Consider the following 20,791-nt stretch of genomic DNA (forward strand, 5'->3'; position numbering starts at 1 on the left):
CTGCGTTGCGTTGGCGTGGCATTGAGATGCAGCGACAGGTGTAAGCCCCGGCACGCGAACTCGTGTGCTGGGGCGTTCTTTGCGTGAGGCGGGACGATGGGGGACGTTGTTGGCGAATCAAAGGTCGATTTCGGTGCGCTTGCCGCCCTGCATAAATGGCCATCGCTCGCAAACCAGCGCCGGCTGGACCGGGAGCCCTACCAGATCATCGAAGGCACCCTCGACGATTGCATCTCGGCGTTCATGAGCAAGCCGGCGGCAACTCGGCACCTCTATGAGATCCGCACCGTGGCGCAACCGCCACTCGTCACCGAAATCCTCTCGTCCGAGCACGTCATCGAGCTCTCGCGCTTGAGAGAATTTCTCTGACGACACTTCACGGAATCGCGCAGGAACATTCTTCCGGTTTTTCCCGTTAACGGGGATCGGAAGCCAAGTCGTAAGCCAAGTCGCGAGTGCCTGAGGATGCTTGAAGCTGGCGTGTCATCACCGATCGTACCTTACGGGGCGGACCAGACCTTGTTCGTGGTGGTCGATCGCCGCGATGAAAAGACCGAAATCCGCATCGAACGCAACGACCTCGACGCCACGATCGGCGAGCTCGTCGCCGGCTGCTTCAACGACCCCATCAAGGTGATTTCCTTCAACACGCTCGAACATTGGATGAAGGACATCTCGACCGACGTCGCCGGCGAGATCCGTGCGCGCTGCGACCTCTACGGAATAGAGCTGCCTGATTATCTCAGCGACTTCGTCGAAAGCCATTCCTGAAAGCGCTTTGCGCCGATTTACGCGGGCAACAAAAAGCGCCGCTTCCGCGGCGCTTTTCGTGTGGTGTGGTCACCTCAATGGTGCCAGAACAATGCCAGCAGCAGAATGATCGGCAGCGGCACACCAAGCAACCAAAGCAAAGCACCTCGTCCAAAACCCATGATGTCCTCCTCTCTCCTGCCCAGATGACGCAGGAGAGACGAAGAAGTTCCTCGCTTCGCAGGAAGCACGAATGCGATCAGAGCATGGTTTGCGGGAGTTATGCGCGCCGATATTTGCCGGCGATGACTTCGATCTCGCGGCGGCGTTCGTCGGCAAAGGCCAGGAGCTTTTCGATCGTCAGCGTATCCGTGATCCGTTTGGCGAGCCGCTCGGCGCGTGCGGCCTGATCTTCGAGATACTGGATCGTGTTCAAGCGTCCGCCTCCCCAACAGCCCCAAATTGTTCGGACACGCATGGTGCTTGAGAAGCCGCTAACAGCCGGTTAAGCGCGCCGCCTTGTCTTGACGAGCGCGCTATTGCACGACCTCGAGCCGGACGTTGGTGATGCCCTTGTCGACCATGCCGAGCGCCTCGGCCGCGGACGGCGAGATGTCGACCACACGCCCGCGAACATAGGGACCGCGATCGTTGACCCTGACCGTGACGAAGCGGCCGGAATTGGTATCGGTGACGCGCAGCTTGGTGCCGAACGGCAGGGTGGGATGCGCCGCGGTCAACTCGTTCTTGTCGAACCTCTCGCCACTCGCGGTCTCCGTATCCGAATAGAAGCTGGCAACGCCGTGCGAGGCAGCCTGCTTTGCCTCGCCCGTCGCGTCGGGCACGCGCGCCCGGCTGATCGGTCGTGGATGCAGCGCCGCCACACGGTGCGGGCGCTCGACCACGGCCTGCCGGCTGACGCCGGCGAGATCGGCCTTCTGGCGGCCGACCGGCGATTGCGCGCAAGCCGCAAGCGAGGCGGCGCCGGCGACGGCAAGCAGCAGCCGGCACGAGGTTGCGAAGGAAATCCGGGCAGTTTCGGCACGTGCAATGCGAGACATGGTACGCCCCTCCGAACGGGGGCGATTTTCGGTGGGCAATGAGGGCAGAACCTTGTCGGAACAAAAGCAGGCGTGGGGCCACCGCCGTTTCGCGCCAGCTGTGACGATTCCACCACAGTGACGCGTCCTGAATCGGGACAGGCCACGCAAGGTGGCCGGCCGAGCCGGTGTCTCAGTAATGCGGCTCGTACATCTGGGACTGGACCAGCGCCTTGACGTCGTTGGGCGCCGGTCCGTCCGCGAGCCCGCGCTGATAGGCGACGTCCGCGACGGCCGCGGCGATGCGGACCGAGACCTCGCGAATGCGCGGCAACGCCGGATAGAGACTGCCCTGCGCGAGGTCCTCCTTGCCGACGCAATCGGCGAGCGTATGGGCCGCCGCCATGAACATCTCGTCGGTCACCAGCTTCGAGCCGCTGGCGATGACGCCGAGGCCGACGCCCGGAAAGATGTAGGAGTTGTTGCCCTGGCGCGGCACGAAGCTGCGGCCGCCCAGCTGCACCGGATCATATGGGCTGCCGCAGGCGAACAGGGCACGGCCCTCGGTGTAGCGATAGGCATCCTCCGCCGAGCATTCGGCCTTCGAGGTCGGGTTGGAGAGCGCGAACACGATCGGCTGTTCGTTGAGCTCAGCCATTGTCTTGAGCACCTCCGGCGTGAAGGCGCCACCGACCGCGGCGACGCCGATGATCGCCGTCGGCTTCAGCGTCTTGATCGCGGTGAGGAAATCGGAGATCGGCGGTTGATCGGCATGCGCATAGCGCAGCTTGTGGCCGGAGAGACCCTCGCGGCCGCCGACGACGAGGCCGCGGGAATCGACCAGCCAAGTGCGCCGGAGCGCGTCTTTTTCGGAAGTGCCTTCCGCCATCATCGCGGACACCACGAGATCAGCGATGCCGGTCGCCGCCTCGCCAGCGCCGAGGAACAGGATCTTCTGGTCCTTCAGCTTGCCGCCACTCACACGCAGCGCCGAGAACAGACCGGCCAGCGCCACCGCGGCGGTGCCCTGGATGTCGTCGTTGAAGACGCAGGCTTCATCCCGATATTTGTGCAGCAGCTTGAACGCCGAATGATTGGCGAAATCCTCGAACTGGATCAGCACGCCCGGAAAGATCTTCCGCGCGGCTTGCATGAACTCGTCGACGAAGCTGTCATAGGCCGCGCCGGTCAGCCGGCGCTCGCGAAGGCCGAGATAATAGGGATCGTTGAGAAGCTCTTCGTTGTTGGTGCCGACGTCGAGCACGATAGGCAGGCACGTTTCCGGATGCACGCCGGCGCAGGCCGAATAGAGCGAGAGCTTGCCGACCGGGATGCCCATGCCGTTGGCACCGAGATCGCCGAGGCCCAAAATGCGCTCGCCGTCGGTGACGACGATCAGCTTGGCCTGATAGGGCCAGTTCTTCAGAAGCTCGGCGATCTGGCCGCGATCGCGCGAGGAGATGAACATGCCGCGCGGCCGCTGGAAGATCAGGCCGTATTTCTGGCAGGCGAGCCCGACCGTCGGCGTGTAGATGATCGGCTGGATCTCGTCGATATTGTCGACGACGATGCGGAAGAACAGCGCTTCGTTGCGGTCATGCAGCGCGTTCAGCGCGACATATTTTTCCAGATCGGTCGGCAGCGTGCGCAGATTGGTGAGAACGCGCTGCGCCTGCGTCTCCATCGTCAGCACGCAAGGCGGCAACAGGCCACGCAGGCCGAGTGCGGCGCGCTCGGATTCCGTGAAAGCGGTGCCCTTGTTGAGCAAGGGATCGCGCAGCAGCGCCATGCCTTGCGGCGGATTGGACGACGTCGATTGGGCAACGACCCGGGCAGGTCTATTCACGAATTCCCCCAAGCTTCACATTGAACTACGGACATTGTCGGCCAGCGCTCCATTGAGATCAAGGACGTAGAGACTGAAGCGTCGATTGTGATCTCGCAATGCAGCGAGACTCTCGCGAACGACTGGCAGTTGCGCGAGATGCAAAGGTTAACGCGGCAAGACTCGTGCACCTCATGGTGAGGAGGCGCGTCAGCGCCGTCTCCGGACAATGCTTCGCATCGCCGGGCGAACCATGAAGGCCCCACTCTCGCATTGGATATGCACGATGCTTCGGCATCGGGACTGGACTCCCCCCTCCCGCTTGCGGGGGAGGACTGGGGTGGGGGTGTCTCCGCGTCGGGATTGTCGAGAATGTGCCTGCGCGGCGAGAACCCTCGCCCGCCGCGCTCGGGACGATGCTTCGCATCGCCCGGGGCGCGTCGGCCTCTCCCGCAAGCGGGAGAGGCGGAGCAAGCGGCTGCAGCGCGGCCTCCTCAGAATGAGAGGGCACATGTGAGGCAGCGCTATTCAGGCTTGATGTTGGCCGCCTTCACGATCGGCCACCATTTCTCGGTCTCGGCCCTCTGGAACGTCGCGAGCGCTGCGGGCGTCTGCTGCTCCGGTGGTGGAATCTCCTGGCCCAGCTCGGCAAAGCGCTGCTTGACGGAAGCGTCGGCAAGCACGGCGACGATGGCCGCGTTGAGCTTGGTGATGATGTCCTTCGGCGTGCTCTTCGGTGCCCAGATGCCGTGCCAGTAGGAAATATAAAGGCCAGGCAAACCTGCTTCGTCGACGGTCGGCACATCGGGTGCAGACGGAAGCCTGGTCGGCGAGGTCACCGCGAACGCCTTGATCGCACCGTTCTTGACGTGCGGCAGCGAGTTCGACGCCTGATCGAACATGATGTCGATCTGGCCGGCGACGAGATCGATCATGGCGGGGCCCGCGCCGCGATAGGGCACGAACTGGAAGTCGGTGCCGGTCTTGTCCTTGAAGAAGACGCCGGCGACATGGGCGCCCGTGCCAGCCCCGGCCGTCCCGGCCGTAGCCTTGCCGGGGTTGGCCTTCAGCCACGCGATCATCTCTTTCAGATTGGCCGCCTCAAGCGACTTCCTGCCGACGATGAGCTGCGTTCCCATCGCGATCATCGCGACCGGCTCGAAATCGGCGACGACGTCATAGGGCAGCTTGAAGATCGCGCCGTTCAGCACATGGGTGCCCCAATGGCCGATCGTGATCGTCGTGCCGTCGGGGGCCGCACGCGCGACGCGGCTACCGGCGATGCTGCCGGAGGCACCGGCCACATTCTCGACCACGATTGTCGTGTGCAGCTCGGCGGCGATCCGTTCCGACAGGATCCGCGCCAGCGTATCGGTCGGACCTCCCGCCGCGAATGGTACGATGAGAGTGATCGGGCGCGAGGGAAACGGCTGCGTGTGACCCGGTGCCATCCACGGGCCAGATCCGGCCAAGGCGCACAAGACGATCACATGGCCGCGCAAGCCAGCCCACAGCCCTCGTATCATTCCGCCCATCCATTTTCGTCGCCCGCATGTTGGCAGCGGGCTGGAGGCAGAGTGAACGCTGCCGGACGCGCGGAGGCAAGCCGGATTATCGAACCGCTATCCGGCCGCCCGCCGCGGCGTCAGGTTGGCCGAGCCATCGGCCGGCGGCGCGACATGCATCAGGATGGTCTGGGTGGCGGATGCGACGTCGATGCCGTTCTGCTGGAAGCGCAGCTTCATGCGGCGGTTGAATTCGCGCTGGACCGGCCAGCGCCCGGCTTCGGTGCAGCGGATTTGGCCGACGATCGACACCATCGCGCCGTCCACCTTGTCGACGCCCCACAGCTCGAGGTCGCCGCGGATCAGCGCGCGGAATTCGCTCTCGCGGCGCATCTCCTCGACGATGTCCTTGAGGATCTGGCCGGCGCGGTCGGTGTCTTCCTTGTAGGCGACGTTGACGCTGACCGAGGCGTTACCGGCGCCGCGGCTGGCATTGGTGATGGTCGTGACCGCGCTGAACGGCACGATGTGCACGGCGCCGTCGCCCGCGCGCAGGCGGATGGTGCGGATCGAAACGTTCTCGACCACCCCGGACAGCCCTGACACGCTGACATTGTCGCCGACCTGCACCGTGTTCTCCAGCAGCAAGAAGAGGCCGGTGATGAGGTCCTGCACCAGCTTCTGCGAGCCGAAGCCGATAGCGATGCCGACGATGCCGGCGCCCGCCAGCAGCGGCGCGACGTTGACGCCGATCTCGCTCAGCGCGGTGAGGCCGACGACGGTGGCGATCAGGCAGAGCAGCGCGGTGCGCAGCATCGGCTGGAAAGTGCGCAAGCGCGCGGCGCGGGCGTAATGCCCATCGCGCGACAGCGTGTTGATCTGGCGGTCCAGCAGCGCGTTGCTGGCTTCCCAGATCGCCGCTGCGATGGCGACGGCGAGACCGATCGTCACCACGGCCGAGATCAGACGGCTGCCGATCTGGCCGCCATAGAACCAGACGATGGCATCGACGCCCCAGACCTCCAGCACGGCCACGAAGCCGATGAAGACGATCACGCCGGATACGATCTTGCGCAGCAGCGGCAGATAGCGGTTGGCGCGGATCTCGAGACCCGGAAAGCGCTGGAGAATCTCCGGTTGGATGCGGAAGCCGCGGTCGATCAGACTGAGCGTCAGCATGATTGCGACGCGCGTGATCACAGCGACCACGATGGTGCCGACGAAATATTGCAGCAGCAGCGAATAGCCGTTGCGAATGTTGAGAGCCCATACCGCCCACAGCGCGAGATCGAGGGCGATGGCGAGATAATGCCACCCGCCGGCGATGCGGTTACGCAGGCGGGCTGCGATGCCCTGCCGGTCGGCCGGTGCACGGATGGCCTCGGCGACCTGGCGACGGCATTGCAGGATGATGACGACGACGAAGAGGTGCACGATCAGCATCACCATGCGCAGCAGCGCGGCATAGCCGGCGCGGTGCAGACCGAGCAGCAGCGCCACATTGGCAAAGGCGATGCCGGAGACGCCGACGCCGACGATGCGGCGCGCCCAGATCTCGATATAGGCCGCGGTCTCGGCCCGTACCGGGAACAGGCCGAACGGCCCGGCCAGCGCCCGGACGATGCAAATCAGCCCGCGCGAGAACGCATAGGCGTTGACGACCGCGAGGATCACGAGGCGAACAATGGTAGGCTGGCCGATCTCGGTGCCGAGCAGCGCCGTCGCGACACCCACGAAGACGAGAACGGGAAGCAATTCCAGGACAAGGCGGCCGAACACGGGGGGCAGCCGCAGCATGATCTGCCAGACGCGTGCAAGGCTGTGACGCCGCTTGTGCAGCTCGGGCGAGGGGGTGACATCGACGAGCGACGACGGCGGATCGGCAACCGGCAGCACCTGCGCCGGCAGATGCGCGGTTTGCGGCACCCGTCCCTCCAGGAAGGCAACCGGGCGACGGATCAGGCGGAACAGCACCCATTCGGCCGCGAGCGCGCAACCGATCACCAATGCGAGCTTCCAGGCGATCTCGATCAGAAGGTTATAGGCCGCGGGATCGTTGGCCGTCCGCATGATCCAGTAATAGAACGCCGGGAAATGCGTGATCGTCCGCGCCACGCTGGCGATCTCGCTCGAGATCTCGCCGATCTCCTCGGACACCGTGAGCAGGAGCTGCGCACCGAGACCGTCGGCCGAGAGCGGGATCGGCGACTTCTGCTCGGGTGCGGGCGTCGCCGGCTGCTGCGGACCGGACGCATTGGCGATCACGCGCAGCGTATCGATCATCTGCCCGCGCTTCTTGTCGTCCTGGAGCGTCTCAAGCGCGCGCCTGGCTTCCTCGGGCGACAACGCGGCAGCATTGTTCGTCGCCGGCCGAGGCGGCTCGGCGCGGACGCCGGAGAGAGAGGAGATCGCGAGGAAGACGACGGCGAGGACCGCCGGGACCAGCTTATGCGACACGAGGATTCCCTGAAAAAAATGCATGCGCCGGCGGCGTCGGGACCGCCGAAACACATGCGTCATGTCGGATGCCTGTTATTCGCCCCTAGCCTGTGTCGGAAGTTGGCCTTCGAGGCGACATTCTCTTGGCATTTGCCGCAATGCAAAGATGGGGGAACTGCGTCTCAGCAGAGACCAAACGCCAACGGAACGCGATCCGTCTTTCTGCGGGATTCCGCAGCTCGGCTTTACAAGGTCGTCATGCCCGGGCTTGTCCCGGGCATCCACGTTCTTCGTGCCTCGGGCCAAGGCCGTGGATGGCCGGGACAGGCCCGGCCATGACGGCGTGGAGACCAGCGTGCCCGCGTGCACAGGTCATCCGCAATTGCTTCCCGTCATTCCGGGCACCGGCCCGGAATGACGGCGAGGAGGAAGGAGGAGAAACAGGATGTCGAAAACAGCTGTCGCGGTCGGCCTCATCACGGCCGTCCACACGATCAATGTGATGCAAAATACAGCGCCGGGAAGGTAGGGGCTCTGCCTTACTGATGTAGCCCGCTAAACCTTGACCCGGCGTGCCGTTCGCGGTTTCTGCCGCTATGCGATAGTCCGAACGAGCTCCATCGCACTTAACGCGGCTGGATTTGCGGAGGTGGTGTCATAGACCTCCCCTTGCTCATGAGGTGGACGTTGCGTGTCGCTTGTTTGCGACCTTCGAGATGGTCCTCCTGTGTCATCAGACTGTCAAGCGGGATCAATCAAGTCGGCTATCACAATTGGATTTGCCAGTTCCATCATCGCGCTGTTTTGCCCGACGCAGCAAATCGATTTCGTGAATTCCGCACCACTTGCCGACAACCATCAAGCCATTGATTTCGCTGTGGCCGCCTACTGTGCATGGGGTTGTTTTCGCGATTTCTTCGTATGGCCCCTCTTTTCTTCCTGCTCCAGCGCCTTGCGCACCTCGTCGAACTCCCGCAGCGAGGCCTTGTCGGCACGGGGAAAGCGCAGGTCGAGTTTTTCGAGCGCCGCATTGATCACCGATCCGATCACGACGCGGGCGAACCATTTGTGGTCGGCGGGCACGACGTACCACGGCGCGTGAGACGTCGCCGTGTGGCGGACGATGTCCTGGTAGACCGCCTGGTAACGCGGCCACAGCGCGCGCTCCTTGATGTCGTCCATGGAGAACTTCCACTGCTTGGCCGGGTCCTCCAGCCGGTCGAGGAAGCGCTCGCGCTGCTCGTCCTTGGACACGTTGAGGAAGAACTTCAGCACCACGGTGCCGTTGCGGCAGAGATAGCGCTCGAAGGCCGAGATGTCCTCGAACCGCTCCTTCCAGATGCTCTTGGTGAGGAGCTTTTGCGGCAGCTTCTCCTTGGCGAGGAGCTCCGGGTGCACGCGCGTCACCAGGCATTCCTCGTAATGGGAGCGGTTGAAGATGCCGATATGACCGCGTTCCGGCAGCGCGATCACATGGCGCCAGAGGAAATCGTGGTCGAGCTCCTTGCTGCTCGGCGCCTTGAAGGCATGGACCTCGCAGCCCTGCGGATTGATGCCCTCGAAGATCGCCTTGATCGCACTATCCTTGCCGCCGGCATCCATGGCCTGGAATACGATCAGAAGCGACCAGCGGTCCTGGGCGTAGAGCTTCTCCTGAAACTCGATCAGCCGCTTCTTGTTGACGTCGAGAAGCTCCTGCGCCTTCTCCTTGTCGAGATCGCCCTTCTCGTTGGTCTTGTGGTCCTTGAGGTGAAACTTGCCGGAGCCATCGTAGCGGAACGGCGTGATGTAGCGGTCAAGCTCCTGGGCGAGCGATTTGGACGGCTTCTTGCTCATGAGCGCGGGGCACCTTGCGTTGCGGCTTCAATCGATCGAGCAGGCTACCAAGGATGCCCTTGGGAAGGAATATGATGAAGAGCACGAGCAGCACGCCGTAGACGAGATTGTCCCAGCCGACCGCCTTGGTGCCGAAGCCGATGCGCAGGGTCTCGGCCAGCAGAATGGTGATGATGGCGCCGAAGGTCGGGCCGAGCGAGACGAACAGGCCGCCCACGATGGCCGCGAATACCATCTGCAGCGACACCGCGATGCCGCTGACGGTGTCGGGGGTGATGAACATCTGGTACTGGCAGTAGATCGCGCCCGCGAGCGCCGTCATCAGGGCACTGAGCAGCGTGATCTTCAGCTTCTCCGCGGTGACGTCGACGCCGGCGGCCGCCGCCGCGTCTTCGTCCTCCGAGATCGCCTCCAGGGCATAGCGGGCCATGCTGCGGTCGACCCAGTGCCAGACCACGATGCCGAACAGCCAGACCCCGAGCGCGATCAGGTACCAGGTGGTCTTGTCGTCGAATTGCAGCGCAAGCAGCTTGTTGCTAGATGCCCGGTTCGGCGTGTAGCCCAGCGAGCCGCCGGTATAGTCGCGCGTCGCCGTGATGACCTGAAGCACGATGCCTGACAGCGCCAGCGTCACCAGCACGAAATAGTGGCCGGTGATGCGGAAGCGGAAGCAGGGATAGCCGACGATCAGCGCCAGCGCGCCGGCCGCGACCATGCTGACGGGAATGCCGATCCACGGCGTCAGGCCCAGATGATTCCACAAGAGCGCGGTGACGTAGGCGCCGATCCCCATGAAGCCGCCATGGCCGAGCGAGACCAGGCCGAAACGCCCCATCATCGACCACGAGGTGTAGGCGAACGACCAGATCAGGATCAGCACCAGGATGTGCAGATGATAGGGATCGCGATAGACGAAGGGCAGCGCGACCAGCGCCGCCAGCCCCACCCCCCACGCTGCCAGCCGCCCCTGCCCCGTCATCGGCGCCTCGCCAAGAGGCCCGCGGGCCGGATGAACATCATGACGATGAAGAAGGCGAAGGCGAGCACGTAGCCCCATTCGAGATCAGAGAACAGGCCGCCGAGCGAAATGATCTCGGCAAACACGAAGGCTGCGATGAAGCCGCCGATGAAATTCCCGAGCCCGCCGAGCACGCAGATCAGGAAGGTGATCGGCCCAAACGACAGACCGACGAAGGGGTGCACGTCATATTGCAGCACCAGCAAGCAGGCGGCGAGCCCGGCCAACCCGCCGCCGATTGCAGAGGTGATGAGATAGATCCGCTTGGTGTCGACGCCCATCAGCGCCATGATCTGGCGGTCCTGCGAGATGGCGCGGATCGCGGTGCCGGTGAAGGTGCGCGTCATGAACAGATAGACCGCGACCATGCCGACCAGCGCCGCCAGGAATGACAGCAGCCGCGCGTAGCTGAAATTCATGTCGCCGAAGCTGAGCACCGGCAGGCGGATGCCGAGATTGCGGAAGTCGATGCCGAAGGCGACGGTGGCGAAGCTCTGCAGCACGAACAGAACCCCGCCGGTCGCGAGCAGCTGGTTGATCGGCGGCGCGGTCAAGAGCGGCGCGATCACAAGATAGTGCAGCGCCGCGCCGAGCATCGCGACCAGCAGAACCGTGAGAGGCGCGGCAATGAAATAGCTAATGCCGTAAACCTGCACGATGAAGTACATGGCATACATGCCGATCATGACGAGCTCGGCGTAGCAGATCCAGGTCACGTCGATGACGCCAAAGATCAGATTGAGCCCGAGCGCGAGCAGCGCCAGCACGCCGCCGAGCAGGATGCCGTTGATCACGGCCTCCAGCAGGTAGATGTCGAAAATGTCCAGGAACGCCTGCATGCCCATCACACCCCGAGATACGCTTCCTTGACGGTGTCGCTCGCCAGCATCTCGGCCGAGGTGCCGGACGCCCTGATCGTGCCCGCCTCGATCAGATAGGCGCGGTCGACCACTTTCAGCACCTGCTGCACGTTCTGCTCGACGATCAGCACGGTCAGCCCGCTGGCGCGGATCCGCTTCACCAGCTCGAACACCTGCTGCACCACGACCGGGGCAAGGCCCGCCGATGGCTCGTCGAGCAGCAGCAGCTTCGGATTGGACATCAGCGCGCGGCCGATCGCACACATCTGCTGCTCGCCGCCGGACATGGTGCCGGCCATCTGGTGCCGCCGTTCCTTCAGGCGTGGAAACAGGTCGAACACGACCTCGAGCCGCTCGGCATAATGGCCGCGCGCCTCCTTCATGAAGGCACCCATCTTGAGATTGTCGTCGACCGAGAGCTGTGGGAACAGCCGCCGGTTTTCCGGCACATGCGCAATGCCGAGGCTGACGATCTTGTGCGGCGGCGTTGCGACGACGTCGACGCCTTCCATCTTGATCGAGCCGCGCGAGGGCCGGATCAGGCCGGAGATGACGCGCATCAAGGTGGTCTTGCCGGCACCATTGGGGCCGATCACGCCGACGGCTTCGCCAGCCTTGACGTCGAGGTCAACGTCGAACAGCGCCTGGAAGGTGCCATAGCCGGCATTGACGGCGCGGAGCTCGAGCATCAGGCGCCTCCCGCGCGGCGGCGCGCTTCGGCGGCCGCGGCCTGCGTGGTCTCGGCATCGGTGCCGAGATAGACCTCGATCACCCGCGGGTCGCCCGCCACGGTGCTTGGCAAGCCTTCCGAGATCTTCTCGCCGTGATCGAGCACCATGACGCGATCGACGACGCGCATCAACACGCCCATGATGTGCTCGACCCAGATGATGGTGATACCGAGCTCGTCGCGGATGTTGCGCAGCATGTCGGCGGCCTGGTCCATCTCGGCCTCGTCGAGACCGCCGAGGCTCTCGTCGGCGAGCAGCAGCTTTGGCCCAGTCGCGAGCGCCTTGGCGAGCTCGAGCTTCTTCAGACCGGCCGCGCCGAGACCATCGACGCTGGCATGGCGATCGGTCGGCAGGCCGACCATCGCCAGCGAGCGCTCGGCCGCCTCCTCGGCTTTGGCGCGGCTGTGGCGTCCCTGGCCGTAGAAACCGGCGAGTGCGACGTTCTCGAAGATGGTCAAACGGCGAAAGGGGCGCGGAATCTGGAAGGTACGTCCGATGCCGCTGTTGATGATCCGGTGCGGCGCAAGGCCCGCGATCTCGGTGCCTCCGAACAGGATGGAGCCGGATGTCGGCGCCAGAGTGCCGGAGAGCATGTTGAAGATCGTGCTCTTGCCCGAGCCGTTGGGGCCGATCAGGCCGAGAATCTCGCCCTGATCGACTTTGAACGACACGTTGTTCACCGCGGTGAAGCCGCCGAACCGCTTCACCAGCCCGCTGACTTCCAGCACCAAGGCCCTCCGCTGCTACTGGTTGCTGTAGGTGGTGCCCTTCGGCAGCGGCAGCACGGCCTCGCGCTGCGCCTGGCTCTTCGGCCACACCACGTGGGACTTGTCTTCGAGATACTGGATCACGACGGGGAACGAGCGTTCGTTCTGCCCGGCCATGGGCGTGCCCTCGCCGTAGAACTTCACGCCGAAGCCGAGCATGGTGCCGCCCTCGGGGATGTCGGTATCGAGTGCCGCCTTGCGCAGCGCGTCGGGATCGACGCCGCCGTACTTCTTGATCGCCCGCGGCAGCACATCCGCCATGAAGACGTAAGTGTTGGACGCGCCGATGCCGACATGGGCGGAGCGGATCGCAACGCCGGGCCGGATCTTGTCGAACTCCTCGCCGACCATCTTGATGACGGGCGGTAGCTTCGGATCCATGGTCTTCTGATTGGCCAGCCAGATCGAGATCGGGTCGGTGTTGAAGATATAGGTGGCGTCGGCTCCCATACCTTCCTTCAGCTTCTCATAGACGCCATAGCCCGCGCCATGCCCCATCAGCGCGCCGAACTTCAGGCCCTGCTCGCGAGCCTGGCGCAGCAGCAACGTGATGTCCGGATTGTAGCCGGTGTGGAAGATCACGTCGGGCTTGGCGCGCTTGAGCTTGGTCACCAGCGCGGACAGATCGGGGGCGGTCGCCGAATAGCCCTCCTTGAGCACGACGTTGAAGCCGGCCTTCTTCGCACCGAGCTCGTTGCCCTTGGAGACGTCGACGCCGTAAGCGCCGTCCTCGTGGATGATGGCGACGCGGAGGTCCTTCGCCTCCTTGCCGAACTTCTCCTTGGCGTTCTGCGCGATGAAATCCATCGTCATCATGCCGAACTGGTCGCCGCTCGCCTGCGGGCGGAACACGTATTTGTAGCCCTTCTCGTTGAACACGGCCGACGAGATGCAGGTCGTCATCCACATGAACTTCTTGAGCTGCTCGACGCGGGCGGCCACCGGCACGCATTGCGCCGAGGAGAAGAAGCCGAGCACCATGTCGACCTTCTCCTGCTCGAGCAGGCGAACGGATTCGTTGATGGCGACGTCGGGCTTGCTCTGCGCGTCGGCATAGACCGCCTCGATCTTGTAGCCCTCGACGCCGGTCTTGGCGAAATGGTCGAGGATGATCTTTGTGCCGACATAGTTGAGTTCGGAGCCGCCGCCGGCCAGAGGCCCGGTCAAATCGAAGACGACGCCGATCTTGATCTTCTTGTCCTGAGCCTGGGCGGACATTGCCAAGCCCGTCGCAGATATCGCGACCAACAGCCCACGTAGCAAACGGGCAGCCATGCGCAGGCGCATCAAACCCTCCCTGGACGATTGTGCATTGCATTCGTCTTGATCTTGCTTGCCCCCATCACATGGGCTGAGCGCAGGGATGTCAAGCCTTGCGCATCAGCGCGAAGCGAACTGCTGCTCGACAAAGGCCGTGACAAATCGCGGCATGGTCGGCCTGAGATCGCTCACCCCGCGCACAAGATGGATGGCTGACAATTCGGGCTCGTCCTCGCGGGCGAGGTTGGCTTCGATCCGGGCGCGAGCCTCTTCGCCGGACATATTCAGGTTGAGCACCTGCATCATCGCAATCGCAGGGCCGCTGACGACGCAGTGCCACTCCGGCTCAGCCCAATAGTCGGCTGTGGTCAGCCCGGTCTCTTCCCCAAGCTCTCGGATAACACTGCCGGGAATGTCGAGCGCACCCTCCGCAACGTCGTCGAGGTCGGGCGTGCCCGAGGGGAAATAGATGCGGCCGGCATTGGCGGTGTGCTGCGCCATCTCGCCCATGATAAAGGCGCCGTCGGAAGTGCGCAGCGCGCCCATGCCAAACCCGTTGAACACCGCCTTGTCGGGAAAGCTCCAGTCTCGCCAGGCGAGAAAGCTGGCAAAATCGGTCTCGAAATAGGTCGCGGAGAGATGGCCGTCCGCAAACACCGCGTCCCGCCCGAGCAGGACGCGGCCGTTCCAGATCTTCGGTCGCTCGCGCTGCTTCTCGGCGAAATGCGCCGCGATCTCGGCGCGACGCTCCTCGGCGAACGGCCAGACGATCGGCCGCACGGCAAGATCGAGCGTCGTGACGCGATGAATGATTGGTGACGTCATGAGGGACGATTATCGCGCCTTCGCGTCAACTATTTGACGTTCCCCGTGGTCTTCTTGGCTTGCTCGACGAACTTGTTGGTGAAGGTCTTGCTGACGTCGATCTTGGCATTGGCCACCTCGGGCGAGCCGACGCTGAACACCGCGAGCACGGCGTCCGCGCCCTTCGGGTCCATCTTGCCGGTCTCCGAGTACATCGGGATCGTGTTCTTCAGCGCGGCGAGATAGAGGTCCTTGTTCTTGCCGACCGTCTCCTCCGGCATCTTCGCCATGATCTCCTCGGGGCTGTGCGAATGGATCCAGGCCAGCGTGGCGAGGATCGCGTTGGTGAGCGCCTGCGTCTCCTTTTCGTGGCCGTTGACCCAGGCCGCCGTCGAATACAGCGCGCCGCCGGGATATTCGCCGCCGAAGGTCTCGAGCGTATCCTTCTGCGTGCGGGTGTCGGAGAGGATGCGCAGATCCCCGTGGTTGCCCTGCAGCACGGTGACCGAGGGATCGAGCATCACGGCGGCATCGATCTGGCCCTGCTCCATCGCGGCGACGGCGGTGGCACCGAGACCGACGCCGATCACGGCGGCGCTGGTGGGATCGACGCCGTTCTTCTTGAGCATGTACTTCAGGAAGAAGTCGGTGGAGGAGCCGGGCGCGCTGACGCCGACCTTCTTGCCGGCAAGATCCTTGACCGATTTGATGTCGTTGGTCCGCGAGGGCGCGACCACGAGCACGAGGCCGGGATAGCGGTCATAGACCACGAAGGCTTGAAGCTCCTGCTTCTTGGCGGCCAGGTTGACGCAATGGTCGAAATAGCCGGAGACCACGTCGGCGCTGCCGCCGAGCACGGCCTTGAGCGCGTCGGAGCCGCCCTTGAGGTCCACGAGCTCGACATTGAGGCCGGCCTTGTCGTATTCGCCGAGCTGCTTGGCCAGCACCGTCGGCAGATAGCACAGGCAGGAGCCGCCGCCGACCGCGATGGTGACCTTGCTTTGCGCCGCGGCAAATCCAGTGGTGAGCGTCAGCGCGAGCAGCGCGCCGGCAAGCCTGGCAATCGTGTTCTTCATTGGTTTCCTCCGTTCGGCCGGGCGGCACCATAGAGCAGCCCGGCTGGCTTGAGAAGCGTGGCCGGAGGCACTGGCCATCGGCCATTCGGCGCAATAGCATGTCCAAACAAGAATAATTCTCGATGGGCAGGATCATCCATGAATCGCATTACAGCCGGACTGTCGATTACGGCCGCCTTCGTCGCCGGATGCGGCGCAACCTACCTGCTCGGGCCGGCGCTTGCCGCCGAGAACATCAACGCGCAGATCATCCATACCGGCGAGATGGAAGGCGACGCTCTGGGCCCCGCCAACAAGGTCGGTTACCGCTCCAAGACGTTCATGACCGCCGACGGCGCCACCGTGTCGATCCAGGTCGGCAACGTGCCGAAGCACCTGCATCCCAACACCAACGAGATCCAGTACATCCTTGACGGGACCGGGACGATCTGGCTCGGCGACAAGGAAGTGACGGTCAAGCCGGGCGACCTCGTCATCATCCCGAAGGGCACGCCGCATGGCGGCACCAAGCCGATCACCGGCCAAGTCAAGGCGATCGCGATCAAGACGCCGCCGCAGGCGCCTGACGACGTCAAGCTGCTGGATTAAACTGTTGCTTCGACCTCTCCCGCTTGCGGGAGAGGTCGGCGCGAAGCGCCGGGTGAGGGTTCTGTTCTCTTGGAGATTATCCCATTGGGGAGAGACCCTCTCCCCCGCCCTCCCCCGCAAGCGGCGGAGGGAGCGCACCTGCGATGAGGCTTGATTCCTAGCCCCGCCCATCCGACGCGGTCGGCCGCCACACCAGGAGGCGCCGCTCCACCAGCGTCACGCCGAAATCGATCAGGATCACGAACGCCGACAGCACGAACATGCCGGCGAACACGCCGGCGACGTCGAACACGCCCTCGGCCTGCTGGATAAGATAACCAAGGCCCGCCGCAGATCCCAGATATTCGCCGACCACCGCGCCGACCACGGCGAAGCCGACCGAGGTGTGCAGCGAGGAGAACATCCAGGACAGCGCGGAGGGCCAATAGACGTGCTGCATCAGCTGCCGCTCGCTCATGCCGAGCATGCGGCCATTGTCGAGCACGGTGCGGCTGACCTCCTTGACGCCCTGATAGACGTTGAAGAAGACGATGAAGAACACCAGCGTCACGCCGAGCGCGACCTTGGACCAGATGCCGAGGCCGAGCCACAACGCGAAGATCGGCGCCAGCACCACGCGGGGCAATGCGTTGACCATCTTCACGTAAGGGTCGAACACCGCGGCGACCAGCGGCTGGCGCGCGAACCAGAAGCCGACCAGCACACCGCCGAGCGATCCGATCACGAAAGCCAGGATCGATTCCGCCAAGGTGATGCCAAGATGCTTCCAGATCACGCCGGAGGCGAACCATTTCACGATCTGGCTGAACACGTCGAACGGGTTGGAGAAGAAGAACGGCGGCAGCAGGATCTTGCCGAACACCGGCACGGTCGACAGTACCTGCCACAGCACGATGCAGACGACCGCGACCAGCACTTGCAGCGCGAACAGCGTCGGGCGCGACATCAGACCGCCTCCGCCGCGTGCGTCGATTGCGCGTAACCCTTCATCACCTCGTCCTTGAGCACGCTCCAGATCTCGCGATGGAGCTCGTGGAACTCCTTGTCCAGCCGCACCTCGAAGATGTCGCGCGGGCGCGGCAAGCTGACGCGCCAGTCGCCGATGATGCGCGAGGACGGCCCTGCCGACATGATCACGACGCGGTCGGCGAGCGCGATCGCCTCTTCAAGGTCGTGCGTGACAAACAGCACCGCCTTGCGATCGGCATTCCACAAGTCGAGCAGCAGATTGCCCATCACCTGGCGGGTCTGCGCATCGAGCGGCCCGAACGGCTCGTCCATCAAGAGAATCTTCGGATCGCGGATCAGCACCTGCGCCAGCGCCACGCGCTTGCGCTGGCCGCCGGAGAGCATGTGCGGATAGCGACCCGCGAAGGCGCCAAGGCCGACGGAGGTCAGCCATTGCTGCGCCCGCGGCAGCGCTTCAGCTCGCGGCGTGCCCTTGATCTCGATACCGATCGCGACATTGTCGAGCGCGGTCTTCCAGGGGAACAGCGCGTCGGCCTGGAACAGGTAGCCGGCATCCCGGTTCAGTCCCGCCAGCGGCCGGTCGAAAATCCTGACGCTGCCGGCGGCCGGCTTCAGCAGCCCGGCCGCGACGTTGAGCAGCGTGGATTTCCCGCAGCCCGTGGGGCCGACAATGGCCACGAACTCGCCCTGCGCCACCGCAAGATGGGCTTTCTCCACCGCCGTATAGATCCGCCCGTCTCCGAGCCGGAACGCGACCTTGGCATCTTCCAGCGCCACTGCCGTGGGCGTCGACATATGCTTCCTCCAAATTTCGCTTGATGCCTTAGCCGCTCGCGCGGCCAAGTTCAATCAATCGGCCAAGCGTGCTACGCATGCCCTGCCCCTCCAAGGGAGGGTAAGAATGAGCTGCGTCGAATGCCTTCCAAGCCGGCCATTAGCTACGCCCACATCACCAAGCGGTTCGGCTCTCTCACAGCCGTGGACGACGTATCGCTCGACATTGCCGAGGGCGAGTTCCTGGCCATCGTTGGCGGCTCCGGCTCGGGCAAGACGACCCTGCTCCGGCTCGCCAACCGGCTGATTGAGGTCGACGGCGGCACCATCACGGTCGAGGGCGAGGACGTGAGGAATGTCGATCCGGTCGCGCTGCGGCGGCGGATCGGCTACGTCTTCCAGGCTGGTGGACTGTTTCCGCATTTGAGCGTCGCCGACAATATCGGGATCACGCCCAAATTGCTGGGCGCGCCTGTGGCGAGCATCGCCGCGCGGGTCGACGAACTGCTTGCGCTCGTACAGCTCGACCGCGATGCGCATCGCGACCGCCTGCCGGAGGCACTCTCCGGTGGCCAGCGCCAGCGCGTCGGGGTGGCACGGGCGCTGGCCGCAAAGCCCCGCATCGTACTGATGGACGAGCCCTTCGGCGCGCTCGATCCCCTCACCCGCGACGCGCTCGGTGACGATTATCGCTCGCTGCACCGCAAGCTCGGTCTGACCACGGTGATGATCACGCATGACATGACGGAGGCGATCCTGCTCGCCGACCGCATCGCGGTGATGCGCGGCGGGAAGCTGCTCGCCCAGGGCACACCCGCCGAGCTGTCGAACAGCAGCGACGCTTACGTGCTGGAGCTGTTGCGCACACCGCGCCGCCAGGTCGAACGGCTGAACGCGCTGCTGCCGCAGGGCGGTGCGGCATGAGCCTCTTCACCGATCCGCGCTGGGGCGAGGCGCTGTCGCATCTGCCCGATTATCTCGGCAACCATGTACGGGTGAGTCTTGCCGCGCTCGTGCTCGGTCTCGCCGTCAGCCTGCCGCTGGCGATCCTGACGCGCAACCGCCCGGCGCCGCGCACCGTCCTGCTCGCACTCGCCAGCATCGTGCAGACGGTGCCGGGACTGGCGCTGCTGGCGCTGTTCTATCCGCTGCTGCTGCTGGCGGCGTCCGTGACGCTGGCCTGGTTCGGCGTGTCCTTCTCGGCGTTCGGCTTCCTGCCGGCGATGCTGGCGCTGGCGCTCTATTCGATGCTGCCGGTGCTGCGTAACGGCATCACCGGGCTCAACGGCATCGATCCCGCGCTGGTCGAGGCCGCCAAGGGCGTCGGCATGACCACACGGCAGTCGCTGATCATGGTCGAGCTGCCGCTGGCGTTGCCGGTGATGATGGCGGGCATCCGCACCGCCGCGGTGTGGGTGATCGGCACCGCGACGCTGTCGACGCCGATCGGGCAGTCCAGCCTCGGTAATTACATCTTTGCCGGGCTTCAGACCCAGAACTGGGTGTTCGTGCTGTTCGGCTGCGTTGCCTCCGCCGTGCTGGCACTCGCCGTCGATCAGCTGCTTGGCCTGATCGAGGGCGGCCTGCGCCAGCGCAGCCGTCTGCGCAGCGGGCTCGGCGCGGCCGGCATCGCGGCGCTGGTCGCGGCAACGCTGGTGCCGACCATGGGACGCTCGTCGTCGGGCTACGTGGTCGGTGCCAAAACCTTCGCCGAGCAATATGTGCTGTCGGCGCTGATGCGGGATCGCCTCCGGGCGGCGGGCCTCCCGGCCACGACGCGTTCCGGCCTCGGCTCCAGCGTGGTCTTCGGGGCGCTGAAGGCCGGCGACATCGATCTCTATGTCGATTATTCCGGTACGCTCTGGGCCAACCAGTTGCACCGCACCGACATCAAGCCGCGCGCCGAGTTGATAGCGGAGCTGAAGACGGCGCTGGCGAAGGACAACATCGTTTTGCTCGGCGAGCTCGGCTTCGAGAACGCCTATGCGCTGGTGATGCCGAAGAAGCGTGCCGAGGCGCTTGGCATCCACACCATCACCGACCTCGCCGCGCACGCATCGACGCTGTCGATTGCCGGCGACTACGAATTCTTCTCACGGCCGGAATGGGCGGCGCTGCAAAAGGCCTATGGGCTTTCGTTCCGCGCCCAGCGCCAGATGCAGCCGGACTTCATGTATGCGGCGGTGGCCAGCGGCGAGGTCGACGTCATCGCCGGCTACACCAGCGACGGCCTGATCGCGAAATACGACCTGGTCGCGCTCGACGACCCCAGGCACGCGATTCCGCCTTACGATGCGATCCTTCTGCTCGCACCGAAGCGCGCCGGCGACGAGAGATTGCAGGCGGCGCTCAGGCCGCTGCTCGGCAAGATCGACATCGCCACGATGCGCGAGGCAAACCTGCGCGCCAGCGGCAATGACGCCAACTCATCGCCGGACGCGGTGGCGAGGTGGTTGTGGGAGAAGGTGGGAGGGCGGTAGGCCTAGCTCCGCTCAAGCTCCGTCATCCTGAGGCGCGAGGCATGGGACGCAACGCGTCCCATGGGGAGC

Annotated in this window: 20 protein-coding genes; 5 read left to right on the plus strand and 15 right to left on the minus strand. The window is 64.5% G+C overall.

Annotation, left to right across the window (positions count from 1 at the left end; genetic code table 11):
* Positions 1–96 precede the first annotated feature (96 nt).
* Positions 97–369: a hypothetical protein gene (locus UNPA324_RS09625; RefSeq protein WP_128918759.1), complete on the plus strand. Its 273-nt coding sequence runs from the start codon at positions 97–99 to the stop codon at positions 367–369.
* 96 nt (positions 370–465) lie between these two features.
* Positions 466–771: a hypothetical protein gene (locus UNPA324_RS09630; RefSeq protein ID WP_128918760.1), complete on the plus strand. Its 306-nt coding sequence runs from the start codon at positions 466–468 to the stop codon at positions 769–771.
* A 259-nt stretch (positions 772–1,030) separates the two neighbouring features.
* Here UNPA324_RS09630 and UNPA324_RS35085 read toward each other — a convergent pair whose 3' ends face one another.
* The 13 genes from UNPA324_RS35085 to UNPA324_RS09690 form a co-directional block, all read right to left on the minus strand.
* On the minus strand, positions 1,031–1,186 hold the full coding sequence (locus UNPA324_RS35085; protein ID WP_164936166.1) for a hypothetical protein: 156 nt from the start codon (positions 1,184–1,186) through the stop codon (positions 1,031–1,033).
* Positions 1,187–1,286: 100 nt separating this feature from the next.
* Entirely contained in the window at positions 1,287–1,811 is a 525-nt protein-coding gene (locus tag UNPA324_RS09635; protein ID WP_141934550.1) for a septal ring lytic transglycosylase RlpA family protein, read from the minus strand.
* Positions 1,812–1,983: 172 nt separating this feature from the next.
* A complete protein-coding gene (locus UNPA324_RS09640) occupies positions 1,984–3,636 on the minus strand; it encodes an NAD-dependent malic enzyme (RefSeq protein WP_141934551.1) in 1,653 nt (550 codons plus the stop codon).
* 503 nt (positions 3,637–4,139) lie between these two features.
* On the minus strand, positions 4,140–5,138 hold the full coding sequence (locus tag UNPA324_RS09645; protein ID WP_141938799.1) for a tripartite tricarboxylate transporter substrate-binding protein: 999 nt from the start codon (positions 5,136–5,138) through the stop codon (positions 4,140–4,142).
* 99 nt (positions 5,139–5,237) lie between these two features.
* Entirely contained in the window at positions 5,238–7,577 is a 2,340-nt protein-coding gene (locus UNPA324_RS09650) for a mechanosensitive ion channel domain-containing protein (RefSeq protein WP_141934552.1), read from the minus strand.
* Positions 7,578–8,444: 867 nt separating this feature from the next.
* Positions 8,445–9,395, minus strand: coding sequence for a polyphosphate kinase 2 family protein (locus tag UNPA324_RS09655; RefSeq protein ID WP_128918765.1), 951 nt, complete (start codon positions 9,393–9,395; stop codon positions 8,445–8,447).
* A complete protein-coding gene (locus tag UNPA324_RS09660) occupies positions 9,355–10,374 on the minus strand; it encodes a branched-chain amino acid ABC transporter permease (RefSeq protein ID WP_141934553.1) in 1,020 nt (339 codons plus the stop codon). The genes UNPA324_RS09655 and UNPA324_RS09660 overlap by 41 nt, the downstream gene beginning before the upstream one ends.
* Positions 10,371–11,252, minus strand: coding sequence for a branched-chain amino acid ABC transporter permease (locus UNPA324_RS09665; protein ID WP_141934554.1), 882 nt, complete (start codon positions 11,250–11,252; stop codon positions 10,371–10,373). The genes UNPA324_RS09660 and UNPA324_RS09665 overlap by 4 nt, the downstream gene beginning before the upstream one ends.
* Before the next feature lie 5 nt (positions 11,253–11,257).
* Positions 11,258–11,962 (minus strand): ABC transporter ATP-binding protein, encoded by a 705-nt coding sequence (locus tag UNPA324_RS09670; RefSeq protein WP_141934555.1) that lies wholly within the window; start codon positions 11,960–11,962, stop codon positions 11,258–11,260.
* Entirely contained in the window at positions 11,962–12,732 is a 771-nt protein-coding gene (locus UNPA324_RS09675) for an ABC transporter ATP-binding protein (RefSeq protein ID WP_141934556.1), read from the minus strand. The genes UNPA324_RS09670 and UNPA324_RS09675 overlap by 1 nt, the downstream gene beginning before the upstream one ends.
* Before the next feature lie 15 nt (positions 12,733–12,747).
* Complete coding sequence (locus tag UNPA324_RS09680) at positions 12,748–14,058, minus strand: ABC transporter substrate-binding protein (RefSeq protein ID WP_128918770.1); 1,311 nt, start codon at positions 14,056–14,058, stop codon at positions 12,748–12,750.
* A gap of 93 nt (positions 14,059–14,151) precedes the next feature.
* Positions 14,152–14,856 (minus strand): NUDIX hydrolase, encoded by a 705-nt coding sequence (locus tag UNPA324_RS09685; RefSeq protein WP_128918771.1) that lies wholly within the window; start codon positions 14,854–14,856, stop codon positions 14,152–14,154.
* A gap of 29 nt (positions 14,857–14,885) precedes the next feature.
* Entirely contained in the window at positions 14,886–15,911 is a 1,026-nt protein-coding gene (locus UNPA324_RS09690; protein ID WP_128918772.1) for an ABC transporter substrate-binding protein, read from the minus strand.
* A 138-nt stretch (positions 15,912–16,049) separates the two neighbouring features.
* On the opposite strand from UNPA324_RS09690, the gene UNPA324_RS09695 reads away from it, so the two are divergent.
* On the plus strand, positions 16,050–16,499 hold the full coding sequence (locus UNPA324_RS09695; protein ID WP_128918773.1) for a cupin domain-containing protein: 450 nt from the start codon (positions 16,050–16,052) through the stop codon (positions 16,497–16,499).
* A 157-nt stretch (positions 16,500–16,656) separates the two neighbouring features.
* Here UNPA324_RS09695 and UNPA324_RS09700 read toward each other — a convergent pair whose 3' ends face one another.
* The gene (locus tag UNPA324_RS09700) at positions 16,657–17,445 is read right to left on the minus strand and encodes an ABC transporter permease (protein ID WP_128918774.1); all 789 of its coding nucleotides are present in this window, start codon (positions 17,443–17,445) and stop codon (positions 16,657–16,659) included.
* The gene (locus UNPA324_RS09705) at positions 17,445–18,263 is read right to left on the minus strand and encodes an ABC transporter ATP-binding protein (RefSeq protein ID WP_141934557.1); all 819 of its coding nucleotides are present in this window, start codon (positions 18,261–18,263) and stop codon (positions 17,445–17,447) included. Before UNPA324_RS09705 ends, UNPA324_RS09700 begins: the two co-directional genes overlap by 1 nt.
* A 120-nt stretch (positions 18,264–18,383) precedes the next feature.
* On the opposite strand from UNPA324_RS09705, the gene UNPA324_RS09710 reads away from it, so the two are divergent.
* Both UNPA324_RS09710 and UNPA324_RS09715 read left to right on the plus strand, forming a co-directional pair.
* Positions 18,384–19,166: an ATP-binding cassette domain-containing protein gene (locus tag UNPA324_RS09710; protein ID WP_128918776.1), complete on the plus strand. Its 783-nt coding sequence runs from the start codon at positions 18,384–18,386 to the stop codon at positions 19,164–19,166.
* Complete coding sequence (locus UNPA324_RS09715) at positions 19,163–20,722, plus strand: glycine betaine ABC transporter substrate-binding protein (RefSeq protein WP_141934558.1); 1,560 nt, start codon at positions 19,163–19,165, stop codon at positions 20,720–20,722. Before UNPA324_RS09710 ends, UNPA324_RS09715 begins: the two co-directional genes overlap by 4 nt.
* Positions 20,723–20,791: the final 69 nt, after the last annotated feature.

Source organism: Bradyrhizobium sp. UNPA324, assembly GCF_006658635.1.
Taxonomy (GTDB): domain Bacteria; phylum Pseudomonadota; class Alphaproteobacteria; order Rhizobiales; family Xanthobacteraceae; genus Bradyrhizobium; species Bradyrhizobium nanningense.